The 18,624-nt window shown below is 61.0% G+C and carries 18 protein-coding genes; 9 read left to right on the top strand and 9 right to left on the bottom strand.

Annotated features, from left to right (window positions below; all coding sequences use genetic code 11):
- Window positions 1–2: 2 nt before the first annotated feature.
- The 3 genes from lepA to lptF form a co-directional block, all read right to left on the bottom strand.
- On the bottom strand, window positions 3–1,802 hold the full coding sequence (gene lepA, locus PF1751_RS05170; protein WP_003188853.1) for a translation elongation factor 4: 1,800 nt from the start codon (window positions 1,800–1,802) through the stop codon (window positions 3–5).
- Between the two features lie 151 nt (window positions 1,803–1,953).
- Window positions 1,954–3,033, bottom strand: coding sequence for an LPS export ABC transporter permease LptG (gene lptG, locus PF1751_RS05165; protein WP_044286683.1), 1,080 nt, complete (start codon window positions 3,031–3,033; stop codon window positions 1,954–1,956).
- Window positions 3,026–4,144: an LPS export ABC transporter permease LptF gene (lptF, locus tag PF1751_RS05160; RefSeq protein WP_042571699.1), complete on the bottom strand. Its 1,119-nt coding sequence runs from the start codon at window positions 4,142–4,144 to the stop codon at window positions 3,026–3,028. Before lptF ends, lptG begins: the two co-directional genes overlap by 8 nt.
- A gap of 283 nt (window positions 4,145–4,427) precedes the next feature.
- Between lptF and PF1751_RS05155 the strand changes: the two genes are divergently transcribed.
- From PF1751_RS05155 to rlmF, 5 genes are all read left to right on the top strand, one after another.
- Complete coding sequence (locus PF1751_RS05155) at window positions 4,428–5,918, top strand: leucyl aminopeptidase (RefSeq protein ID WP_010212886.1); 1,491 nt, start codon at window positions 4,428–4,430, stop codon at window positions 5,916–5,918.
- Between the two features lie 67 nt (window positions 5,919–5,985).
- Complete coding sequence (locus PF1751_RS05150; RefSeq protein ID WP_010212887.1) at window positions 5,986–6,414, top strand: DNA polymerase III subunit chi; 429 nt, start codon at window positions 5,986–5,988, stop codon at window positions 6,412–6,414.
- 7 nt (window positions 6,415–6,421) lie between these two features.
- Window positions 6,422–6,805, top strand: coding sequence for a hypothetical protein (locus PF1751_RS05145; RefSeq protein WP_010212888.1), 384 nt, complete (start codon window positions 6,422–6,424; stop codon window positions 6,803–6,805).
- Window positions 6,806–7,017: 212 nt separating this feature from the next.
- Window positions 7,018–9,864, top strand: coding sequence for a valine--tRNA ligase (locus PF1751_RS05140; protein WP_044286682.1), 2,847 nt, complete (start codon window positions 7,018–7,020; stop codon window positions 9,862–9,864).
- A 238-nt stretch (window positions 9,865–10,102) separates the two neighbouring features.
- Complete coding sequence (gene rlmF, locus PF1751_RS05135; protein WP_010212891.1) at window positions 10,103–11,119, top strand: 23S rRNA (adenine(1618)-N(6))-methyltransferase RlmF; 1,017 nt, start codon at window positions 10,103–10,105, stop codon at window positions 11,117–11,119.
- Window positions 11,120–11,185: 66 nt separating this feature from the next.
- On the opposite strand, the gene PF1751_RS05130 is transcribed toward rlmF, so the two are convergent.
- Entirely contained in the window at window positions 11,186–11,467 is a 282-nt protein-coding gene (locus tag PF1751_RS05130) for an HU family DNA-binding protein (RefSeq protein ID WP_005785131.1), read from the bottom strand.
- A gap of 396 nt (window positions 11,468–11,863) precedes the next feature.
- Between PF1751_RS05130 and yejK the strand changes: the two genes are divergently transcribed.
- Window positions 11,864–12,868: a nucleoid-associated protein YejK gene (gene yejK, locus PF1751_RS05125; protein WP_010212893.1), complete on the top strand. Its 1,005-nt coding sequence runs from the start codon at window positions 11,864–11,866 to the stop codon at window positions 12,866–12,868.
- Window positions 12,868–13,218, top strand: a complete 351-nt coding sequence (locus PF1751_RS05120) for a glutaredoxin family protein (protein ID WP_010212895.1) — start codon at window positions 12,868–12,870, stop codon at window positions 13,216–13,218. The genes yejK and PF1751_RS05120 overlap by 1 nt, the downstream gene beginning before the upstream one ends.
- Here PF1751_RS05120 and PF1751_RS05115 read toward each other — a convergent pair whose 3' ends face one another.
- The 5 genes from PF1751_RS05115 to PF1751_RS05095 are packed head-to-tail and all read right to left on the bottom strand — an operon-like array spanning window position 13,219 to window position 16,980.
- A complete protein-coding gene (locus PF1751_RS05115; RefSeq protein ID WP_044286681.1) occupies window positions 13,219–14,196 on the bottom strand; it encodes a FecR family protein in 978 nt (325 codons plus the stop codon).
- Entirely contained in the window at window positions 14,193–14,771 is a 579-nt protein-coding gene (locus tag PF1751_RS05110) for an RNA polymerase sigma factor (RefSeq protein WP_010212898.1), read from the bottom strand. The genes PF1751_RS05115 and PF1751_RS05110 overlap by 4 nt, the downstream gene beginning before the upstream one ends.
- An 8-nt stretch (window positions 14,772–14,779) precedes the next feature.
- Entirely contained in the window at window positions 14,780–15,106 is a 327-nt protein-coding gene (locus PF1751_RS05105) for a DUF3325 domain-containing protein (protein ID WP_021491827.1), read from the bottom strand.
- Window positions 15,107–16,681, bottom strand: a complete 1,575-nt coding sequence (locus tag PF1751_RS05100; RefSeq protein WP_044286680.1) for a PepSY-associated TM helix domain-containing protein — start codon at window positions 16,679–16,681, stop codon at window positions 15,107–15,109. It abuts the gene before it with no gap.
- Window positions 16,678–16,980, bottom strand: a complete 303-nt coding sequence (locus tag PF1751_RS05095) for a DUF3649 domain-containing protein (protein WP_010212901.1) — start codon at window positions 16,978–16,980, stop codon at window positions 16,678–16,680. Before PF1751_RS05095 ends, PF1751_RS05100 begins: the two co-directional genes overlap by 4 nt.
- Before the next feature lie 170 nt (window positions 16,981–17,150).
- On the opposite strand from PF1751_RS05095, the gene PF1751_RS05090 reads away from it, so the two are divergent.
- Window positions 17,151–17,639, top strand: coding sequence for a sigma-70 family RNA polymerase sigma factor (locus PF1751_RS05090; RefSeq protein ID WP_010212902.1), 489 nt, complete (start codon window positions 17,151–17,153; stop codon window positions 17,637–17,639).
- Window positions 17,636–18,577 (top strand): FecR domain-containing protein, encoded by a 942-nt coding sequence (locus PF1751_RS05085; RefSeq protein ID WP_010212903.1) that lies wholly within the window; start codon window positions 17,636–17,638, stop codon window positions 18,575–18,577. The genes PF1751_RS05090 and PF1751_RS05085 overlap by 4 nt, the downstream gene beginning before the upstream one ends.
- Window positions 18,578–18,624: the final 47 nt, after the last annotated feature.

Here is an 18,624-nt window from a genome sequence, read left to right as displayed (position 1 = left end):
ACCTAACTATCCAACCTGAGCACCGCAAGGAAGGCTTCTTGTGGAACTTCCACGTTACCTACTTGCTTCATGCGTTTTTTACCGGCCTTTTGCTTCTCAAGCAGCTTGCGCTTACGGCTTACGTCACCGCCGTAGCATTTGGCCAGTACGTTCTTTCTGAGTGCCTTGACGGAGGTCCGCGCAATGATCTGCCCGCCAATGGCGGCCTGGATCGCGACGTCGAACATCTGGCGCGGAATCAGCTCTTTCATCTTCTCGGTCAACTGGCGACCTTTGTAGTGCGCGTTGTCCTTGTGCACGATCAGTGCCAGGGCATCGACCTTGTCGCCGTTGATCAATACATCCAGTTTCACCAGATTAGCCGATTGGTAACGGTCAAAATGGTAATCCAGCGAAGCATAGCCGCGACTGGTGGATTTGAGGCGGTCGAAGAAGTCCAATACCACTTCGTTCATCGGCATGTCGTAGGTCACTTGGACCTGGGTGCCGAGGAACAGCATGTCGCGCTGGACGCCACGCTTTTCGATACACAGCGTAATGACGTTGCCCAGGTGCTCCTGCGGCACCAGGATATTGGCCCGCACGATAGGCTCGCGCATGTCTTCGATCGCCGAGAGATCCGGGAGCTTGGACGGGTTGTCGACGTAAATCGTTTCACCGGTTTTCAGCAACAACTCGAAAATAACGGTCGGCGCGGTGGTGATCAGGTCCAGGTCGTATTCGCGCTCAAGGCGCTCCTGGATGATTTCCATGTGCAGCATGCCCAGGAAGCCGCAGCGGAAGCCGAAGCCCAGTGCGTCGGAGCTTTCCGGGGTGTACTGCAACGACGAGTCGTTGAGGGTCAACTTCTGCAGGGCTTCGCGGAAATCTTCGAAGTCATCGGAGCTGACCGGGAACAGACCGGCGTAGACCTGCGGCTGGATGCGCTTGAAGCCTGGCAGCACGTCGACGTCCGGCGTGGAGCTCAGGGTCAGGGTGTCACCCACCGGTGCACCGTGAATGTCCTTGATGCCGGCGATGATGAAGCCTACTTCACCGGCTTTCAGATCAACGGTCGCGGTGTGCTTGGGGTTGAATACACCGACGCTGTCCACCAGGTGGATCTTGCCGGTGGACTTGACCAGGATCTTGTCGCCCTTCTTCACGCGGCCGTGACGAACGCGAACCAGGGACACAACGCCCAGGTAGTTGTCGAACCAGGAGTCGATGATCAACGCTTGCAGCGGATCTTCGTAGTTGCCGGTCGGGGCTGGAATGGTGTGCACCAGGCGTTCGAGCACTTCGTCGACACCCAGGCCGGTCTTGGCGCTGCAGGTAACGGCGTCGGTGGCGTCGATGCCGATGATCTTCTCGATCTCTTCCTTGACGCGCTCAGGCTCGGCCTGGGGCAGGTCGATCTTGTTCAGCACGGGCATGACTTCCAGGCCCTGCTCGATCGCGGTGTAGCAGTTGGCAACCGACTGCGCTTCAACGCCCTGGCCGGCGTCGACCACCAGCAAGGCACCTTCACAGGCCGCCAGGGAACGGCTGACTTCGTAGGTGAAGTCAACGTGGCCCGGGGTGTCAATGAAGTTCAGCTGGTAGGTGATGCCGTCTTTGGCTTTGTAATACAGCGTAACGCTGTGGGCCTTGATGGTGATCCCGCGCTCGCGCTCGAGGTCCATGGAGTCCAGGACCTGGGCTTCCATTTCACGCTCGGCAAGGCCGCCGCACATCTGGATGAATCGATCGGCCAGCGTCGACTTGCCATGGTCAATGTGGGCGATGATGGAGAAATTGCGGATATGACTCAAATCACTCACGGATCAACACTCAAAAAGGCTGCAGGCAGATTGCCCGCTGAAAAATAGCCGGGAATTGTACCTGATGCTCAGGCCAGACGTCATCTTTGCTGACCAGAACAAAAATGCCCCGATCTACCGACCGGGGCATTTTTTGTTCATAAGCGCGGAATCAACCGGCCCGGCGCAGTAGCCAGAAGCCGGCCAGGGCGCAAATCGCCGTGGGCACCAGCACCGCAAACAGCGGCGAGAAGCCGAACACCAGGCTCGATGGGCCCAGCAGGTCCTGGGCGATGCGGAACGTGAAGCCCACCAGTACACCCGTGAATACGCGCTGCCCCAGCGTTACGGAACGCAGCGGACCAAAGATGAAGGAAATCGCCATCAGCACCAACGCGGCAGTCACCACGGGTTGCAACACCTTGACCCAAAATGCCAGCCAATAACGGCCGTTGTTCAAGCCTTGGTCCTTCAGGTAGTGGATATAACCCCACAGCCCGGAGATCGGCAGACTTTCAGGGATCATCACCACGGTATTCAACAATTCCGGCTTGAGGGCAATGTCCCACTCCTGGCTCGGCACATTGATCACTTCGGTGCTGGCCTTGGTGCCTTGGCCGACATTACGGAAGTTGGTGGTGGTAACGTCGCTGAGTTGCCATTTTTCGCCGCTGTACTGCGCACGTTTGGCGAAGCTGGACTCCAGCAAATGACGTTCTTTGTCGAACGTGTAGCGGGTCACACCAATCAACAGGCCGCCCGGCTGCACGGCGTTGATATGGATGAATTCATCACCCTGGCGGTGCCACAGGCCGTGCTTGGCGCTTTGCGCATCGCCCGAACCCTGGGCCAGGGCGCGATTGGCCTGGGCCGTGGTTTCCGCCGGTGGGGCCACGTATTCGCCGATCAGTACGCTGCACGCCATCAGCAGCAGCATGGGCTTCATGACCGCCCATACGATACGACCGATGGAAACGCCGGCGGCGCGCATGATGGTCAGTTCGCTGTTGCTGGCCAGGCTGCCCAGGCCGATCAGGCAGCCGATCAGCGCGGCCATCGGCATCATGTCGTACAGACGGCGCGGCGCGGTGAGGCCCACATAGCTCAGCACGTCCCACACGGTGTAGGTGTCGGTGACGTTGCCGACTTCATCGATGAAGGCGAACAACGATGCCAGCCCGAGGATGATGCCCAGTACCGCCAGGATGGCGATCAGTACGCTGCTACCAATGTAGCGATCGAGCTTAGCCACGAGCCAACTCCTTCTGGCCACGACGGCTCTTCATTTTCAAACGGATCGGTTCCCAATACAGCAGGCCCAGGCCAATCACCAGGAAGATCCCGTGCACCCACCACAGCCCCAGGGTCGGCGACAGCTTGCCTTTCTCCAGGGAGCCACGGGCGGAAATCAGAATGGTGAGGTACGCCATGTACAGCAGGATCGCCGGTAACAGCTTGAGGAAGCGACCCTGACGTGGGTTGACGCGGGACAGCGGCACCGCCATCAAGGTCACGATGAACACCAGCAACGGCAAGGAAATCCGCCATTGCAACTCGGCGATCGAGCGCAGTTCCTTGCTACCGAACAGCTCGGTGGTCGGGATGGCGTCGCGGTCGGTGACTTCGTCGCTGATATCCGGACGAGCCAGCATCACCCCATAGGTGTCGTACTTGATCGCACGGTAATCAGCCATGCCCGGACTGCCATCGTAGCGATAGCCATTTTCCAGGATCAGGTAGCGACTGCCGTCAGGACGCACTTCCTGGCGACCTGAATCGGCCACCAGCACGGAAATACCACGATCTTTCTTGTCCTGACCCAGACGCTTCTCGGAGATGAACACACCGCCCAGGTTGGCGCGGTCGTCGGTCATGGTTTCGGTGTAGGTCACACGCGAACCGTCATTGAGCGCCTGGAAGCGGCCCGGTTCGAGGGTGTCGAACTCGGTCATCGCGTCCTGTTTGTTCAGGACCAGCTGGAACTGCATGGCGCCCTGGGGGGCCAGGCTCAGGCTCAGCCAGGCCACGATCAGCGCGACGCCGGCGGCCGGGATCATGGTCATGCCCAGCAGGCGCTGCTGGCTCATGCCGGTGGCCGAAAGCACGGTCATTTCGCTTTCGAGGTACAGGCGGCCGTAAGCCAGCAGGATCCCGAGGAACAGGCCGAGCGGCAGGATCAGCTGCAGGAAGCCCGGCAGGCGAAAGCCCATGATCAGGAACAGCGAGCCCGGATCCAGGGCGCCCGAGGCGGCTTGAGCCAGGTATTTGACGAAACGACCACTCATGATGATGACCAGCAACACCGCACTCACGGCACTCAGGGTCAACAGGACTTCGCGGGACAGATAACGGAAGACGATCAAACCAGACACTCCAGGGTTGTCAGGCTAAGGCGGCCAAACAAGCAAGCATACCGAGCCAGCCCATTTGCAGGGGCCGACTAAAAAGATGGCGCATTATCCTGTGATTGACCGCGCCTGTCACTGCGCAACCTCATGCGCATGCACAAAGCGGGTGACAAGGGTTGTCAGGCTCCGCCGGCGAGGTTCAAACTGCGGCCTTTGTCGCCGGCGGCTTACACAGCTGCCTGGTATTAAAGCCGGAGTACAGACTCCTGGCTAACCGACCTTTATAAGGGACCCGAAAATGGAATTGGTTGTAAAAAGCGTTAGCCCCGAAACGTTGAAAACCGCCACCCTCGTGGTCGCCATCGGCGAAGGCCGCAAGCTCGGCGTTGCCGCCAAGCAACTCGACGAACTCAGCGGCGGCGCCATCAGCGCAGTGCTCAAGCGCGGCGACCTGGCCGGCAAAGTCGGCCAGAGCCTGCTGCTGCAGAGCCTGCCTAACCTCAAGGCCGACCGCGTATTACTGGTGGGCGTGGGCAAGGACGCTGAACTGGGCGACCGTCCATTCCGCAAAATCATCAGCGGCATCCTCACCACCCTCAAGGGCCTGGGCGGCACTGACGCCGCGCTGGCGCTCGACGAAGTCGTGGTCAAAGGCCGCGACAGCTATGGCAAGACTCGCCTGCTGGCCGAGAGCCTGGTGGATGGCGGTTATGTCTTCGACCAGTTCAAGAGCACCAAAGCCGAACCCCGCGCGCTGAAAAAAATCACCCTGCTGACCATCAAGGCCGCCCAGGCTGAAGTCGAGCGCGCCGTGACCCACGCACAAGCGATCGCCAACGGCATGTCGTTCACCCGCGACCTGGGCAACTTGCCGCCGAACATTTGCCACCCGACCTTCCTCGGCGAACAAGCCAAGGCGCTGGGCAAAGAGTTCAAGGGCCTGAAAGTCGAAGTGCTGGACGAGAAGAAGATCAAGGAACTGGGCATGGGCTCGTTCTATGCCGTGGGCCAGGGCAGCGACCAGCCGCCACGCCTGATCGTCATGCAATACAACGGCGGCAAGAAGTCCGAGAAGCCTTACGCACTGGTCGGTAAAGGCATCACCTTCGACACCGGCGGCATCAGCCTCAAGCCGGGCCTGGGCATGGACGAGATGAAGTACGACATGGGCGGCGCCGCCAGCGTGTTCGGCACCCTGCGTGCTGTGCTGGAACTCAAGCTGCCGATCAACCTGGTGTGCATCCTGGCCTGCGCCGAGAACATGCCGAGCGGCGGCGCGACCCGTCCGGGCGACATCGTCACCACCCTGAGCGGCCAGACCGTCGAAATCCTCAACACCGACGCCGAAGGCCGCCTGGTGCTGTGCGACGCGCTGACCTACGCCGAGCGCTTCAAGCCACAGGCCGTGATCGACATCGCGACCCTGACCGGTGCCTGCATCGTCGCCCTGGGTTCCCACACTTCGGGCCTGTTGGGCAACAGCGACGAACTGATCGAGCAACTGCTCAGCGCCGGTAAAGCCGCTGACGACCGTGCCTGGCAATTGCCGCTGTTCGATGAGTACCAGGAACAACTGGACAGCCCGTTCGCCGACATCGCCAACATCGGCGGCCCGAAAGCCGGCACCATCACTGCTGCTTGCTTCCTGTCGCGCTTTGCCAAGAACTTCAACTGGGCCCACCTGGACATCGCGGGCACGGCCTGGACCAGCGGCGGCAAGGACAAGGGCGCCACCGGCCGTCCGGTTCCCCTGCTGACCCAGTACCTGCTGGACCGCGCCAAGGCCTAAACGCAATCCCCCTGCAGGAGCCGGCTTGCCCGGTCCTGCGGGGGGATGCGCAAGCCCAGGAAATGCAATGACCCAAGTCGACTTCTATATATTGCCCAGCGCCGACCCGCTCGCGCGCCTGGACTTTGCCTGCAAACTCACCGAAAAAGCCTGGCGCATGGGCCACCGCATCTACCTGCATTGCAGCGATGCCGCCCAACGCGATGAGCTGGATGCCCGCCTCTGGCGTTTCAAGGGCGAAAGCTTCGTGCCCCACGGCCCCGCCGAATCTGAACCTGAAGGCCTGGTTGTCCTGGGTTTGGGAGACAGTTGCGGCGACCACCAGGACCTGCTGGTCAACCTGGACCTGAAAGTACCGCCGTTCGCCAAGGCATTCGCCCGTGTGGCGGAAGTGGTGGTTGAGGATCCGGCTATTCGTCAGGCCGCGCGGGAGAGTTTCCGTTTCTACCGCGAACAGGGCTATCCTCTGCAGGATCACCGGCTACAACGACTTTGAGCACACGATGGACACTCCAAACCCTCTAAAAAAAGATGACCACCTGCTGGACGACCTCGAGTCGATCCGTCAGTTGCTGGGTGATGATGACTTGCAACCGCCGCTGTTGACCGAACCGGTCGAGGGCGAGGTACAGATTCCGCTGTTGTTCGACATGGTCGGCGGCAAACCCGTCGCGCCGGAGCCCGTCGCCGTGGCCCCCGCCGTCGAACCTGCGCCTGCTGAAAAAGGCCCAGATGCCCTGCTGCTGCACCTGGACAACGAACTGCGCGCTGCCGCGCAACTGATCATGCAAGACGTGATCGACGACTTTGCCCCGCATATCGAAACCGAGATCAAGCGCCGGCTGGATGCGCGCATGGAGCGGTTGCTCAGCCAATACCAGTCTTAAGCCATACACGTCACCCTGCGGGAGCGGGCTTGCTGGCGAAAGCGCTGGATCAGTCAACGCCTGAGCTGACTGCCACACCGCTTTCGCCAGCAAGCCCGCTGCCACATTTGCTCTGCGTACATCTCAAGCCTGTCTTCACCTCGCCCTGCGCCCTATCCCCCGTTATACTTGTCGGCTTTCCTGAATTAATGCCAACTAGGGTCCCGCCGCGCATGGATAAGACCTACCAGCCGCACGCTATTGAAACTTCCTGGTACCAGACCTGGGAGTCCGAGAATTATTTCGCCCCGCAAGGCGCGGGCGATTCCTACACCATCATGATTCCGCCACCGAACGTCACTGGCAGCCTGCACATGGGCCATGGCTTCAACAATGCGATCATGGATGCGTTGATACGTTTCCGCCGTATGCAGGGCCGCAACACCCTGTGGCAACCGGGCACCGACCACGCCGGTATCGCCACCCAGATGCTGGTGGAACGCCAACTCGAAGCCACCGGCCAGAGTCGCCACGACTTGGGGCGCGAGAAATTCCTGGAAAAGATCTGGGAATGGAAGGACCAATCCGGCGGCAATATCAGCCGTCAGATTCGTCGCCTGGGCTCGTCCGTGGACTGGAGCCGCGAGCGCTTCACCATGGACGACGGCCTGTCGGAAGCCGTGAAAGAAGCCTTCGTGCGTCTGCATGAAGACGGACTGATCTACCGCGGCAAGCGTCTGGTCAACTGGGACACCAAGCTGCACACGGCGATTTCCGACCTCGAAGTGGAAAACCACGATGAGAAAGGCTTCCTGTGGAACCTCAAGTACCCGCTGGCCGACGGCGCCAAGACCGCTGAAGGCAACGACTACCTGATCGTCGCCACCACCCGTCCGGAAACCATGCTCGGCGATGCCGCCGTTGCAGTTAACCCGACTGACGAGCGCTACCAGGCGCTGATCGGCAAGTTCGTCGAGCTGCCATTGGTCGGCCGGCGCATCCCGATCATTGCAGACGACTACTGCGACCCTGAATTCGGCACCGGCTGCGTGAAAATCACCCCGGCCCACGATTTCAACGACTACGAAGTCGGCAAGCGCCACAACCTGCCGCTGCTGAATATCTTCGACAAAAACGCCGCCGTACTGCCGGCCTGCCAGGTGTTCAACCTGGACGGCACGCTGAACGACAGCATCGACGGCAAGATTCCGGCCGAATACGCAGGCCTCGACCGTTTCGAAGCACGCAAGCAGATCGTCGCTGCCTTCGACGCTGCCGGTTTGCTGGTCAGCGTTGACGACCACGCCCTGAAAGTGCCGAAGGGCGACCGCTCCGGCACCGTGATCGAGCCGTGGCTGACCGACCAGTGGTACGTCTCCACCAAGCCGTTGGCAGAACCTGCCATCGCCGCCGTGGAAGATGGCCGCATCCAGTTCGTGCCGAAACAGTACGAGAACATGTATTTCTCGTGGATGCGTGACATCCAGGATTGGTGCATCAGCCGTCAACTGTGGTGGGGCCACCGCATTCCGGCCTGGTACGACGAGTCGGGCAAGGTCTACGTAGGCCGTGACGAAGCTGAAGTGCGCGCCAAGCACAACCTCGGTGCCGACATTGCGCTGCAACAGGACAACGACGTACTGGACACATGGTTCAGCTCGGGCCTGTGGACCTTCTCCACCCTGGGCTGGCCGCAGCAGACCGAATTCCTCAAGAAATTCCACTCCACCGACGTGCTGGTCACCGGTTTCGACATCATTTTCTTCTGGGTTGCCCGGATGATCATGCTGACCATGCACCTGGTGAAAAACGAGGATGGCACGCCGCAAGTGCCGTTCAAGACCGTGTACGTGCACGGCCTGGTGCGTGATGGCCAGGGCCAGAAGATGTCCAAGTCCAAGGGCAATGTGCTGGACCCGCTGGACATCATCGACGGTATCGACCTGGAAACCCTGGTGCAGAAACGCACCTCGGGCCTGATGCAGCCGAAACTGGCGAAGAAGATCGAGAAGCAAACCCGCGACGAATTTGCCGACGGCATCGCCAGCTACGGCACCGACGCCCTGCGCTTCACGTTCTGCTCACTGGCGTCCACCGGTCGCGACATCAAGTTCGACATGGGCCGCGTCGAAGGCTATCGCAACTTCTGCAACAAGATCTGGAACGCGGCGCGCTACGTATTGGACAAAGGCGAAGACTGCGGCCAGAACGGCGAAGCCTATGAGTTGAGCCTGGCCGACCGCTGGATCATCTCGCAGCTGCAGCGCACCGAAGCCGAAGTGACCCGCCAACTCGACCAGTTCCGTTTCGACCTGGCCGCACAGGCCTTGTACGAGTTCATCTGGAACCAGTATTGCGACTGGTACCTGGAACTGTCCAAGCCGGTACTGTGGGACGAAAACGCGCCGGTCGAGCGCCAGCGCGGCACCCGTCGCACCCTGGTGCGCGTGCTGGAAGTGGCGCTGCGCCTGGCCCACCCGTTCATGCCATTCATCACCGAAGAAATCTGGCAGCGCCTGGCGCCGCTGGCCGGTATCGAAGGCAAGACCATCATGCTGCAACCTTGGCCAGTGGCCAACGAAGCACGCATCGATGAAGCGGCCGAAAGCGATATCGAATGGCTCAAGACCCTGATGATGGGCACGCGTAACATCCGCGCCGAAATGAACATCGGGCCGGGCAAGCCATTGGCCGTGTTTGTGAAGAACGCCAGTGCGGAAGATCAGCGTCGCCTCACCGAAAATGATCCACTGCTCAAGAAGCTGGCGAAGCTGGAATCGATCACCGTCTTGGCGGCCGACGCCGAAGCACCGCTGTCCGCCACCGCGCTGGTTGGCGAGATGGAAGTGTTGGTGCCGATGGCGGGCCTGATCGACAAGGGCGCCGAACTGGCACGTCTCGACAAGGAAATCGGCCGCCTGCAAGGCGAAGTGCAACGAGTGGGCGGCAAGCTGTCCAACGCGGCCTTCGTCGACAAGGCCCCAGCTGAAGTGATCGAGAAAGAACGCGCCAAGCTGGCCGAGGCTGAACAGGCCCTGGGCAAGCTGGCGGAGCAACATGCGCGGATCTCCAGCCTGTAAGGTGTGAGCCGTGTGAAAAAAGAGACCTTCGGGTCTCTTTTTTTTGCCTGGACATTTCCGATCTCCTGCTGGCAACGCGGTCAATGTGGGAGCGGGTTTGCTCGCGAAAGCGCTGGGTCAGTCACTGAATGTGTATCCGATATACTGCCTTCGCGAGCAAGCCCGCGCCCACATTTGACCGAGTTGCGCTCAAGATGTGTGACAATGCCCACCACTTTGAGCCAACACCAGAATCATCATGACCGCCCCCAGCACGCCAAAACCTCCGCGCAAGAAGCCTAAAACCGCAGCCACGACCAAGCCCGTTGTGCCGCGCAAGGAGGCCACCCTGCATCCGCGCAACCGCCACACAGGCCGTTACGACTTCCCGGCGCTGATCAAGACCACGCCGGAACTGGCGCAATTCGTGATCATCAACCCATACGGCAAGGAAAGTATCGACTTTGCCAGCCCGGATGCAGTGCGTGTGTTCAACCGAGCGCTGCTGAAAGCGTTCTATGGCATCCAGCACTGGGACATCCCGGCCGACTACCTGTGCCCGCCGGTACCGGGGCGTGCAGACTACGTGCACTTCCTCGCCGACCTGCTGGCCAGTACCAACGACGGCAAGATCCCGCGCGGCTCTATCGTCAAGGTGCTGGACATCGGCATGGGCGCCAACTGCGTCTACCCGCTGATTGGCTACATGGAATACCGTTGGAATTTCCTCGGTTCGGAAGTCGACCCTATAGCCGTCGCCGCAGCCAGGGCCATCGTGCAGTCCAACGACCTGAGCAAGGTCATCCAATTGCGCCAGCAAACCAATCCCAAACAGATCCTGCTGGGCTTGCTGGAGCCGGGCGAGCGCTTTGACCTGACCATGTGCAACCCGCCCTTCCACGCGTCGATGGATGAGGCGACCAAGGGCAGCGAACGCAAGTGGCGCGCCTTGGGCAAGGCGGATCCCAAGCGCAAGTTGCCGGTGCTGAACTTTGGTGGCCAATCGGCCGAGCTGTGGTGTGAAGGCGGTGAAGCGCGCTTTGTGACGCAACTCATTGCCGAGAGCGCACACTTTGCTCATAAAGTGCTGTGGTTCAGCACCCTTGTGTCAAAAGCGTCGAACTTGCCCGCGATCGAGACAGCCCTGAAAAAAGCCGGTGTTCTGGAAAGCCAGGTAGTGGAAATGTCCCAGGGCCAGAAGCAGAGCCGTTTCGTGGCATGGACCTTCCAGACCAAGAACGAACAGCAGATCTGGCGTCAGCGCTGGGTGCGTTAAGCACAAATCCCAGGCAACAAAAAACCGTGCCCGGATCACTCCGGTGCACGGTTTTTTTACCGCATCTTACTTGTTAACAGCGTCGGTCAGGCCTTTGGCCACAACCAGCTTGATAACTTTCTTGGCAGCGATTTCGATGGCAGCGCCAGTCGAAGGGTTACGGCCAGTACGGGCAGGACGCTCGGTCACTTTCAGCTTGCCGATACCTGGCAGAGTGATTTCGCCGCCGTTTTCCAGCTGATCGGCAACGATCTGGCCCAGTTGGTCCAGAGCTGCGCGCGCGGTGGTTTTCGGCGCGTCGATAGCTTCAGCGATATCAGCGATCAGTTGGTCTTTAGTCAAAGCCATTGTGGTGTTCCTTCCCTATCAAATTCATATGGATTGCAGAGTGCAGTGTCAGCCGTCGAGCCTGACCGTCATGGCCTGGCACCCCCGGCTATAACCACGGAGATCGGGGTTATAGATGCTTGAAACGGGGATTGGTTCGACCTGACAGATGCTGAATGCACGCTTATCGCCGAGACTTGGCGTAAGACGGGGCAAAACTAGCACAGAGACGGGGAAATATCCGCTTCTACCTACCCATTTGGTCAGCTTTATCGCTCTAAACCGTGAAAAAAAGGCATATAGACCGTCGGAGGGTGCCCAAAACCGCCTTCGAAGCGTGTCTTGGCCAATGGGTGCGGTACACTGGGCGACTTTTCGGGGAGGCCAACTGCTCCCCTTCAACCAGCCGAGAAGCCTATGCCGATCCGTCATTGCATCGTCCACCTGATCGACAAAAAACCCGACGGCACACCCGCAGTTCTCCACGCCCGCGACTCCGAGCTTGCCGAGTCGGCCGCCATCGAGAACATGCTTGCCGACCTCAACGAGAGCTACAACGCCAAACAAGGCAAGGCCTGGGGTTTCTTCCACGCCGAGTCCGGCGCGCACCCGTTCAGCGGCTGGTTGAAGGAGTATTTCGACGGTGGCCAGGATTTCACCACCTTCAGTCGCACGGCGGTCGAGCACCTGCAAAAACTGATGGAAGAGTCCAACCTCTCCACCGGCGGCCATGTGTTGTTTGCCCACTACCAGCAAGGCATGACCGACTACCTGGCCATCGCCCTGCTGCACCACAGCGAAGGCGTGGCGGTGACCGACGAGCTGGACGTGACCCCGTCGCGCCACCTGGACCTCGGCCAGCTGCACCTGGCGGCACGCATCAACGTGTCCGAGTGGCAGAACAACAAGCAGTCCAAGCAGTACATTTCCTTTATCAAGGGCAAGAACGGCAAGAAGGTCTCGGAGTATTTCCGCGACTTCATCGGCTGCCAGGAAGGCGTCGACGGTCCGGGCGAGACCCGTACCCTGCTCAAGGCGTTCAGCGACTTCGTCGAAAGCGAAGATTTGCCGGACGAGTCCGCTCGCGAGAAAACCAAGACCTTGGTGGACTACGCCAGCAGCCAGGCCAAGCTCGGCGAGCCGATGGGCCTGGAAGAACTGTCGGGGTTGATCGATGAAGATCGGCCTAAGGCGTTCTATGACCATATCCGCAACAAGGACTACGGCCTGTCGCCGGAGATCCCGGCGGATAAGCGCACGCTCAACCAGTTCCGCCGTTTCACCGGCCGCGCCGAGGGTTTGTCCATCAGCTTTGAAGCCCATCTGCTGGGCGACAAGATCGAATACGACGAAGCCGCCGGCACCTTGATCATCAAGGGCCTGCCGACTCAACTGACTGATCAGCTCAAGCGCCGTAACTGATGCTTGGCGGGGTTTTCAAGAAAGTCCTGCTGGTGTTGCTGGTGGTGGTAGTGATCCAGAACTGGGGCAAGATCGAGCGGGTGTTCAACCCGTCGCAGGTGGCGCCGGAGCACGTGCGCACTTCGGCGCGTGTGGTGCTCTATTCCACCGAGTGGTGCGGGTACTGCAAGCAGATCCGCCGCTTTCTGGACCAGAAGGGCATTCCCTACCAGGCGTTCGATATCGAGAAAGATGCCCAGGCGCGCAAGGCGTATGAGGCGTTGGGCGGGGGCGGAATTCCGTTCGTGGACGTGAACGGCACGCTGATTCGCGATTACGCACCGGAAAAAATCATGGCGGCGCTGAAATAATCAGCGCACCACGATCATCCGTCCCAATAATGTGTGCTGTTCGAAGCCAAGCACGGCTTGCAACGCATTCAACACGGCCTGCGGGTCCTTGCTCGGGAAACTGCCGCTGACGCGCTTGGCACCCATCTCTTTGTTGAGCAACAGAATGCGACCTGGGTAATAACGCTCCAGGTCCTTGACCACGTCCGCCAACGGCGCTTTGTAATAGTTGAGCCAACCGTCGCGCCAGGCCAGGCGTGATTCGCTGTCGACCGCGTGCAGGGCGTCGGCGACGCCCTCGGCGTAGGCCACCTGCTGCCCTGCCGTAAGAATTTGCTGTTGACCCTGCTTGGACGGCGTCACGCCAACCCGCCCGGACAACACCGTCACCTCAGCGCCTGCCGGCTGCAGGCGCACTTCAAATTGTGTACCCAGCACCCGCGCTTCACCACTGCCCGCCTCCACCACAAAAGATTGCCCGGTGTGGGTCACGCTGAAAAAGCCGGCCCCGCGGCGCAACTGGATATGCCGTTCGCCCTGGGTGAAGTCCACGGCGATGGCGCTGTCGGCATCAAGGGTCACTTGGGATTGGTCGGCCAGCGTGACGGTTTTGACTTCGCCCGGCGCCGTCACGTAGTCGGCGCCGAAATCATCAACCCAGCGTGACGGCTGCCATCCGACGCCCATGGACACCATCAACAGCAGACAGGCGGCCATCGCCAACGCGCCAGACCAACGCGCCACCCGCGAGCGCTTCGAAGGGTTCATCGCGTTGAGATAACCCTGCAACACCAACGCCTCTTCGTCCGCGAGCTTGCGCGCTGGCACTTCGCTCAACTCCCACAGCACCTGGGCCTGGGCATAGGCCTCGACGTGCGCCGGGTCAGCCCGCAGCCACTGGCTGAACGTGGCCTGGTCACCACCGCTGGGCTGGTCATGCAGCAGACTCAGCCAGGCCAGTGCTGCTTGTTCCTGGGCGGGCGTAGGGGTGACGTTCACGGTGCTTTCCCTGGCGTGCGTGGGGATGAGGGTTCGCGAAGGCTGGCTTTGCAGGCTTCGAGGGCACGCATCATATGTTTTTCCACGGCGCTTTGGGACAGGCCCATCGCCTTGGCGATTTGCGCGTACTTGCGGCCATGGATGCGGTTGAGCAGGAAAATCTGCCGCGTGCGCTCGGGCAGGCTGCGCAAGGCCGCTTCGACGTGACGCAGATCATTGCCGGCTTCCAGTGCCGCCTGGGGTTCTGAACCTTGGTTGTCTTGCTGTTCGGGCAACCAGCCTTCACTGCTGCGCGCCCGCGCGCCTTCGCTGCGCAGGTGATCGATGGCGATGTTGCCGGCGCAGCGCAGCAGGTAAGTGCTGAGTTCCTCGACCTGTACCAAAGGCCGGCGCCAGAAACGCAGGAACAGATCCTGCACCAGGTCGGCCGCCGTGGCGCGGCAGCCGACGCGGCGACTCACCAAGGCCTCCATCTGCGAACGCTGGGACAAAAACACCTGCAGAAAATGCGCACGCCCGCCTGCCGCGTCAGCGTGCTGGCTGTCCTGGGATTCGGGTGGCGTGCTGATCATCATGGGCGGGCTCAGAGGGTGGCGAAGGCTGCAACAGGGCTGGCGAGCAGGCCGACGCCCGCCAGGATCAAGGCCAGCCGTGGCCGATACGGCAACAACAGCACCAGCAGCAATGCGCTGAGCATCAGCACGGCGCACCACTCCACCAGGCCCTGGCCCCATCCGGCGACGTCCACCGCCGGCCAGATCGACACCACCAGCAGCATCCAACCGATCACACGCAAGCCCAGGCGTCGACGGGGCGAGGGTTTGCGGCGCAGTAACTCGCCGTGGTGACGGTCGGTGGACAGGCAGAGTGCGGTGAATCCGGCATAGCACATCAGCAGTGCGAGGAGCATTCAGTTGGCCTCCTGCTTCAGCGTCAATGGGCGTGCGCGCGCAGCCTTGGTCGCAGGCGCGGTGCGATGCTGCATCTTCCAGGCGGCCCACGCGAGGAACACACCGCTGGCCAGACACGTCAGGTCGAAACCCGCCATGGCCCAGTCGCCGGTTCTCAACGAAACACCGAGGTGGTGCGACGTCGTCAAGGCGTTGAGCAATGGAATGGCGCTAAACAGCAGCGCGCCAACGCTCAGTTGCTCGACCCAGCCCGGACGGCCTCGGCGCAGGACCGCATGCAACAGGCTCAGGCCCCAGGCGATGAAGAAGGTCTGCACTTCCCAGTCGGAACGCTCGGCGAAACTGACCGGCAACAACCGGTTAGCCCAGAAAAACGCCGCGATGGCGATCATCAACCCGGACATGCTGGCGATGTTCAGGACTTCCACCAAGCGTAATTCAAAAGGCATTGCCGCCGCTTTGGCATGTTTGAGCTGGCGCTTGCCGAGCCAGATCACCAGACCGGTGCCGATCATCGCCGTGCCCGCCAGGCCGCAGATAAAGTACAACCAGCGCAGCACCGGCCCGGCGAAATGCCCCATGTGCAGGCCATAGAACGTGCCGCCGATGGCAGCAGGAAGCGACTGCCCGCCACTGACCCGCAACAGCTCGCCGGTGGTGCCGTTGAAGGAGACGGTGCTGCCGAAGTCATGCACCACGCTGTCGGAACCCGCGCGGAACACATTGACCGAGGCGTTCACATCACTGGGGTTGTTCACAGCGACGCGCCCCACGTGGCCACCGTCCCATTGCGCCCGTGCTTGCTCGTACATCGGCGTCAGCGGCAGCAATGTGCCTGGCTGGCCCAGGGCTGGCGCGTTGTTGGTATTCGGAAACACTTCGCTGAAAAAGGCCCGGCTGTCATTGCCATAGGAAGCAATGATCGGGGCCGGCATCACCATGCTCATGAAGATCACCAGACTGCTGTAGGTAATCATCAGGTGGAAGGGCAATACCAGCACCCCCACCGCGTTATGCCCGTCGAGCCAGGAACGCTGGCCCTTGCGGGGGCGGAAGGTGAAGAAGTCCTTGAAGATTTTCTTGTGCGTGATGATGCCGGTGATCAAGGCGACGAACATCACCATCGCGGCGATGGTCGAGAGCCAGCGGCCCCAGGGATGGGGCATTTGCAGCTGGAAGTGGAACCGATAGAAGAATTCGCCGCCCATGCTTTCACGGGCTTCCACGGCCTGGCCCGTGACAGGGTCGAGGGTTTTCTGGATGAAGTTGCCGCGTTTGCCAGGGTCGACCTTGTCTTGCCACATCACCGACAGACCGGGGTCGCGGCTGTCCGGCAGGGTGATGAACCAACGCGCAGCGGTCGGCGCGACCTGCTGCAAATAGGTCTGGGCGGCCGTCAGACTGCGTGCATCGTCCAGGGCACGGGCCTGCACTTCAGGCTGCATCCAATGGCTGATCTCATCCTTGAAATACGCCAAGGTGCCTGTCAGGAAAATCGCAAACAGCAGCCAGCCAAAGATCAGGCCCGCCCAAGTGTGCAACCAGGCCATGGCCTGGCGGAAACCCTCTTTCATGTGCGCGCCATCCAGAAGCCCACACCCGCCAGGGTGGCAAATGCCGCGCTCGGTAACATCACGCCAAACCAGGCGCGCGCGGCGCTGCGGCAGGCGAAACACCAGAGCACGGCGAGCAGGTAGAACACGAACGAACTCATCATCCCGGTGATCACGGCATCAGCGCGGGAAGTGGGTATCCACAGCGCCAGGCAGATACTGGCCAGGGAGGCCATCAGATAACCGCCCACCACGGCAGCCAGCACGCGCGAGGTGACGGCGAGACGATAGGAGACGGGCAGCGAGGTTTTGCTTTTCATGCGGGAGGCGCCAGGTTCATCAGGTCGCAATATTAATGATAAATATTCTCATAAGCAAAACAGAACGGATGAAAGACCTGTCCCGACGGATTGCCGAAGCCAGTCTCCGCCCCTACAATGCGAACAATTCTTGTTCTCTAAAGCATGGCGATGCTTGTGGAGTGTCCGCGTTGAGCCCGCCCAATACCGTCGAAGTGTTGTACAACGACCATCACCACTGGCTCACCGGCTGGTTGCGACGCAAGCTCGGCTGCCCGGAAAGCGCCGCCGACCTGGCCCAGGACACCTTCATGCGCGTGCTCACCGCGCGGGAAGCACCTACGCTGATCGAGCCCCGCGCGTTCCTCACCACGGTCGCCAAGCGCGTGCTGTTCAACTTCTACCGCCGCCAGGACCTTGAGCGCGCCTACCTCGACGCCTTGGCGCAGATGCCCGAGCACGTGGCACCGTCGGAAGAAGAACGCGCAATCATCCTGCAAACCCTGGTCGAACTGGACCAACTGCTCGATGGCCTGCCCGTCCAGGTCAAGCGTGCGTTCCTGCTGGCCCAATGCGATGGCCTGACCTACGCGCAAATCGGCGCTGAACTGGGTATTTCCATTGCCACCGTCAAACGCCACCTGAGCAAAGCGGCCATGCGCTGCTACTTCGCCCTATGAACTTCTCCACTCAAGTCGCCGAACAAGCCGTGCATTGGCTGGTGGAAATGCAGCACGGCGCGCTGAACCCACGCCAGCAAGCCGCCTGGCAGCAATGGTTGAACGCCCACAGCGAACACCAGCGCGCCTGGGACCACATGCAACGCGTCAACCAGCGCCTGCGCGGCATGCCCTCGCCACTGGCCCATGCGGCGTTGAATGCACCAACCTCCACCAGCCGTCGCCAGGCGTTGAAACTGCTGTTGATACTCGGCGCCGGTTCCGCTGCCGCCTGGAGCCTTCGCCAGCAACATATCCTGCCGCCACTGACCGCCGACTACCGCAGCCCCGTTGGCCAGCGACGCAAGGTGCAATTGGCCGACGGCAGCCAGTTGCAGCTCAATACCGGCAGCGCGGTGGATGTGCATTTCGATGGCCGACAACGGCTGATCCGCCTGCTTGAAGGCGAGATACTGCTCACCGGCCACGCAGCCGGTACGCCGCTGCAGGTGCTGACCGGCCAGGGGTTGCTCACCAGCCAGGCGGCACGCATGAACGTGCGCCAGTTCAACGACCATACCCAACTGGCGGTCTTGGACGGTCGCGTCGAGGTGATGCCCACTACATACAGCGGCCTGCCGCTGGCGGTCGACGCCACGCGCCAAGTCAATTTTACGCGCAAAGGCTGGGACACTCCGCGCCCCACCGACGCCAACAGCGGCGCCTGGGCGGACGGCATGCTGGTCGCCGCGCACATGCGCCTGGAAGATTTCCTTGGCGAACTGGGCCGTTATCGTCGTGGCCAGGTCAATTGCGATCCGCAGGTGGCCAACTTGTTGATCTCCGGCAGCTACCCTCTGGACGACAGCGAACGCATTCTCGACCTGCTGGAAGTCAGCCTGCCCGTGAAAGTGCGGCGCTTTACGCGGTATTGGGTGACGGTGCAGGCACGCGCCTGAAATTTATTTCAAAAACACTGAGCCGTTTTCCACCCCTCGCGTGACAG

This window comes from Pseudomonas simiae (assembly GCF_000934565.1).
GTDB classification, from domain to species: Bacteria; Pseudomonadota; Gammaproteobacteria; order Pseudomonadales; family Pseudomonadaceae; genus Aquipseudomonas; species Aquipseudomonas simiae.
Note: the sequence above shows the minus strand (reverse complement) of the source record. Positions and strands in the feature narration are given on the sequence as shown.

Coding starts and splice junctions, on each gene's coding strand:
- PF1751_RS05155 (WP_010212886.1), top strand. CDS start 4,428: ATGGAATTGGTTGTAAAAAGCGTTAGCCCCGAAACGTTGAAAACCGCC.
- PF1751_RS05150 (WP_010212887.1), top strand. CDS start 5,986: ATGACCCAAGTCGACTTCTATATATTGCCCAGCGCCGACCCGCTCGCG.
- PF1751_RS05145 (WP_010212888.1), top strand. CDS start 6,422: ATGGACACTCCAAACCCTCTAAAAAAAGATGACCACCTGCTGGACGAC.
- PF1751_RS05140 (WP_044286682.1), top strand. CDS start 7,018: ATGGATAAGACCTACCAGCCGCACGCTATTGAAACTTCCTGGTACCAG.
- rlmF (WP_010212891.1), top strand. CDS start 10,103: ATGACCGCCCCCAGCACGCCAAAACCTCCGCGCAAGAAGCCTAAAACC.
- PF1751_RS05130 (WP_005785131.1), bottom strand. CDS start 11,467: ATGGCTTTGACTAAAGACCAACTGATCGCTGATATCGCTGAAGCTATC.
- yejK (WP_010212893.1), top strand. CDS start 11,864: ATGCCGATCCGTCATTGCATCGTCCACCTGATCGACAAAAAACCCGAC.
- PF1751_RS05120 (WP_010212895.1), top strand. CDS start 12,868: ATGCTTGGCGGGGTTTTCAAGAAAGTCCTGCTGGTGTTGCTGGTGGTG.
- PF1751_RS05110 (WP_010212898.1), bottom strand. CDS start 14,771: ATGATGATCAGCACGCCACCCGAATCCCAGGACAGCCAGCACGCTGAC.
- PF1751_RS05105 (WP_021491827.1), bottom strand. CDS start 15,106: ATGCTCCTCGCACTGCTGATGTGCTATGCCGGATTCACCGCACTCTGC.
- PF1751_RS05100 (WP_044286680.1), bottom strand. CDS start 16,681: ATGAAAGAGGGTTTCCGCCAGGCCATGGCCTGGTTGCACACTTGGGCG.
- PF1751_RS05095 (WP_010212901.1), bottom strand. CDS start 16,980: ATGAAAAGCAAAACCTCGCTGCCCGTCTCCTATCGTCTCGCCGTCACC.
- PF1751_RS05085 (WP_010212903.1), top strand. CDS start 17,636: ATGAACTTCTCCACTCAAGTCGCCGAACAAGCCGTGCATTGGCTGGTG.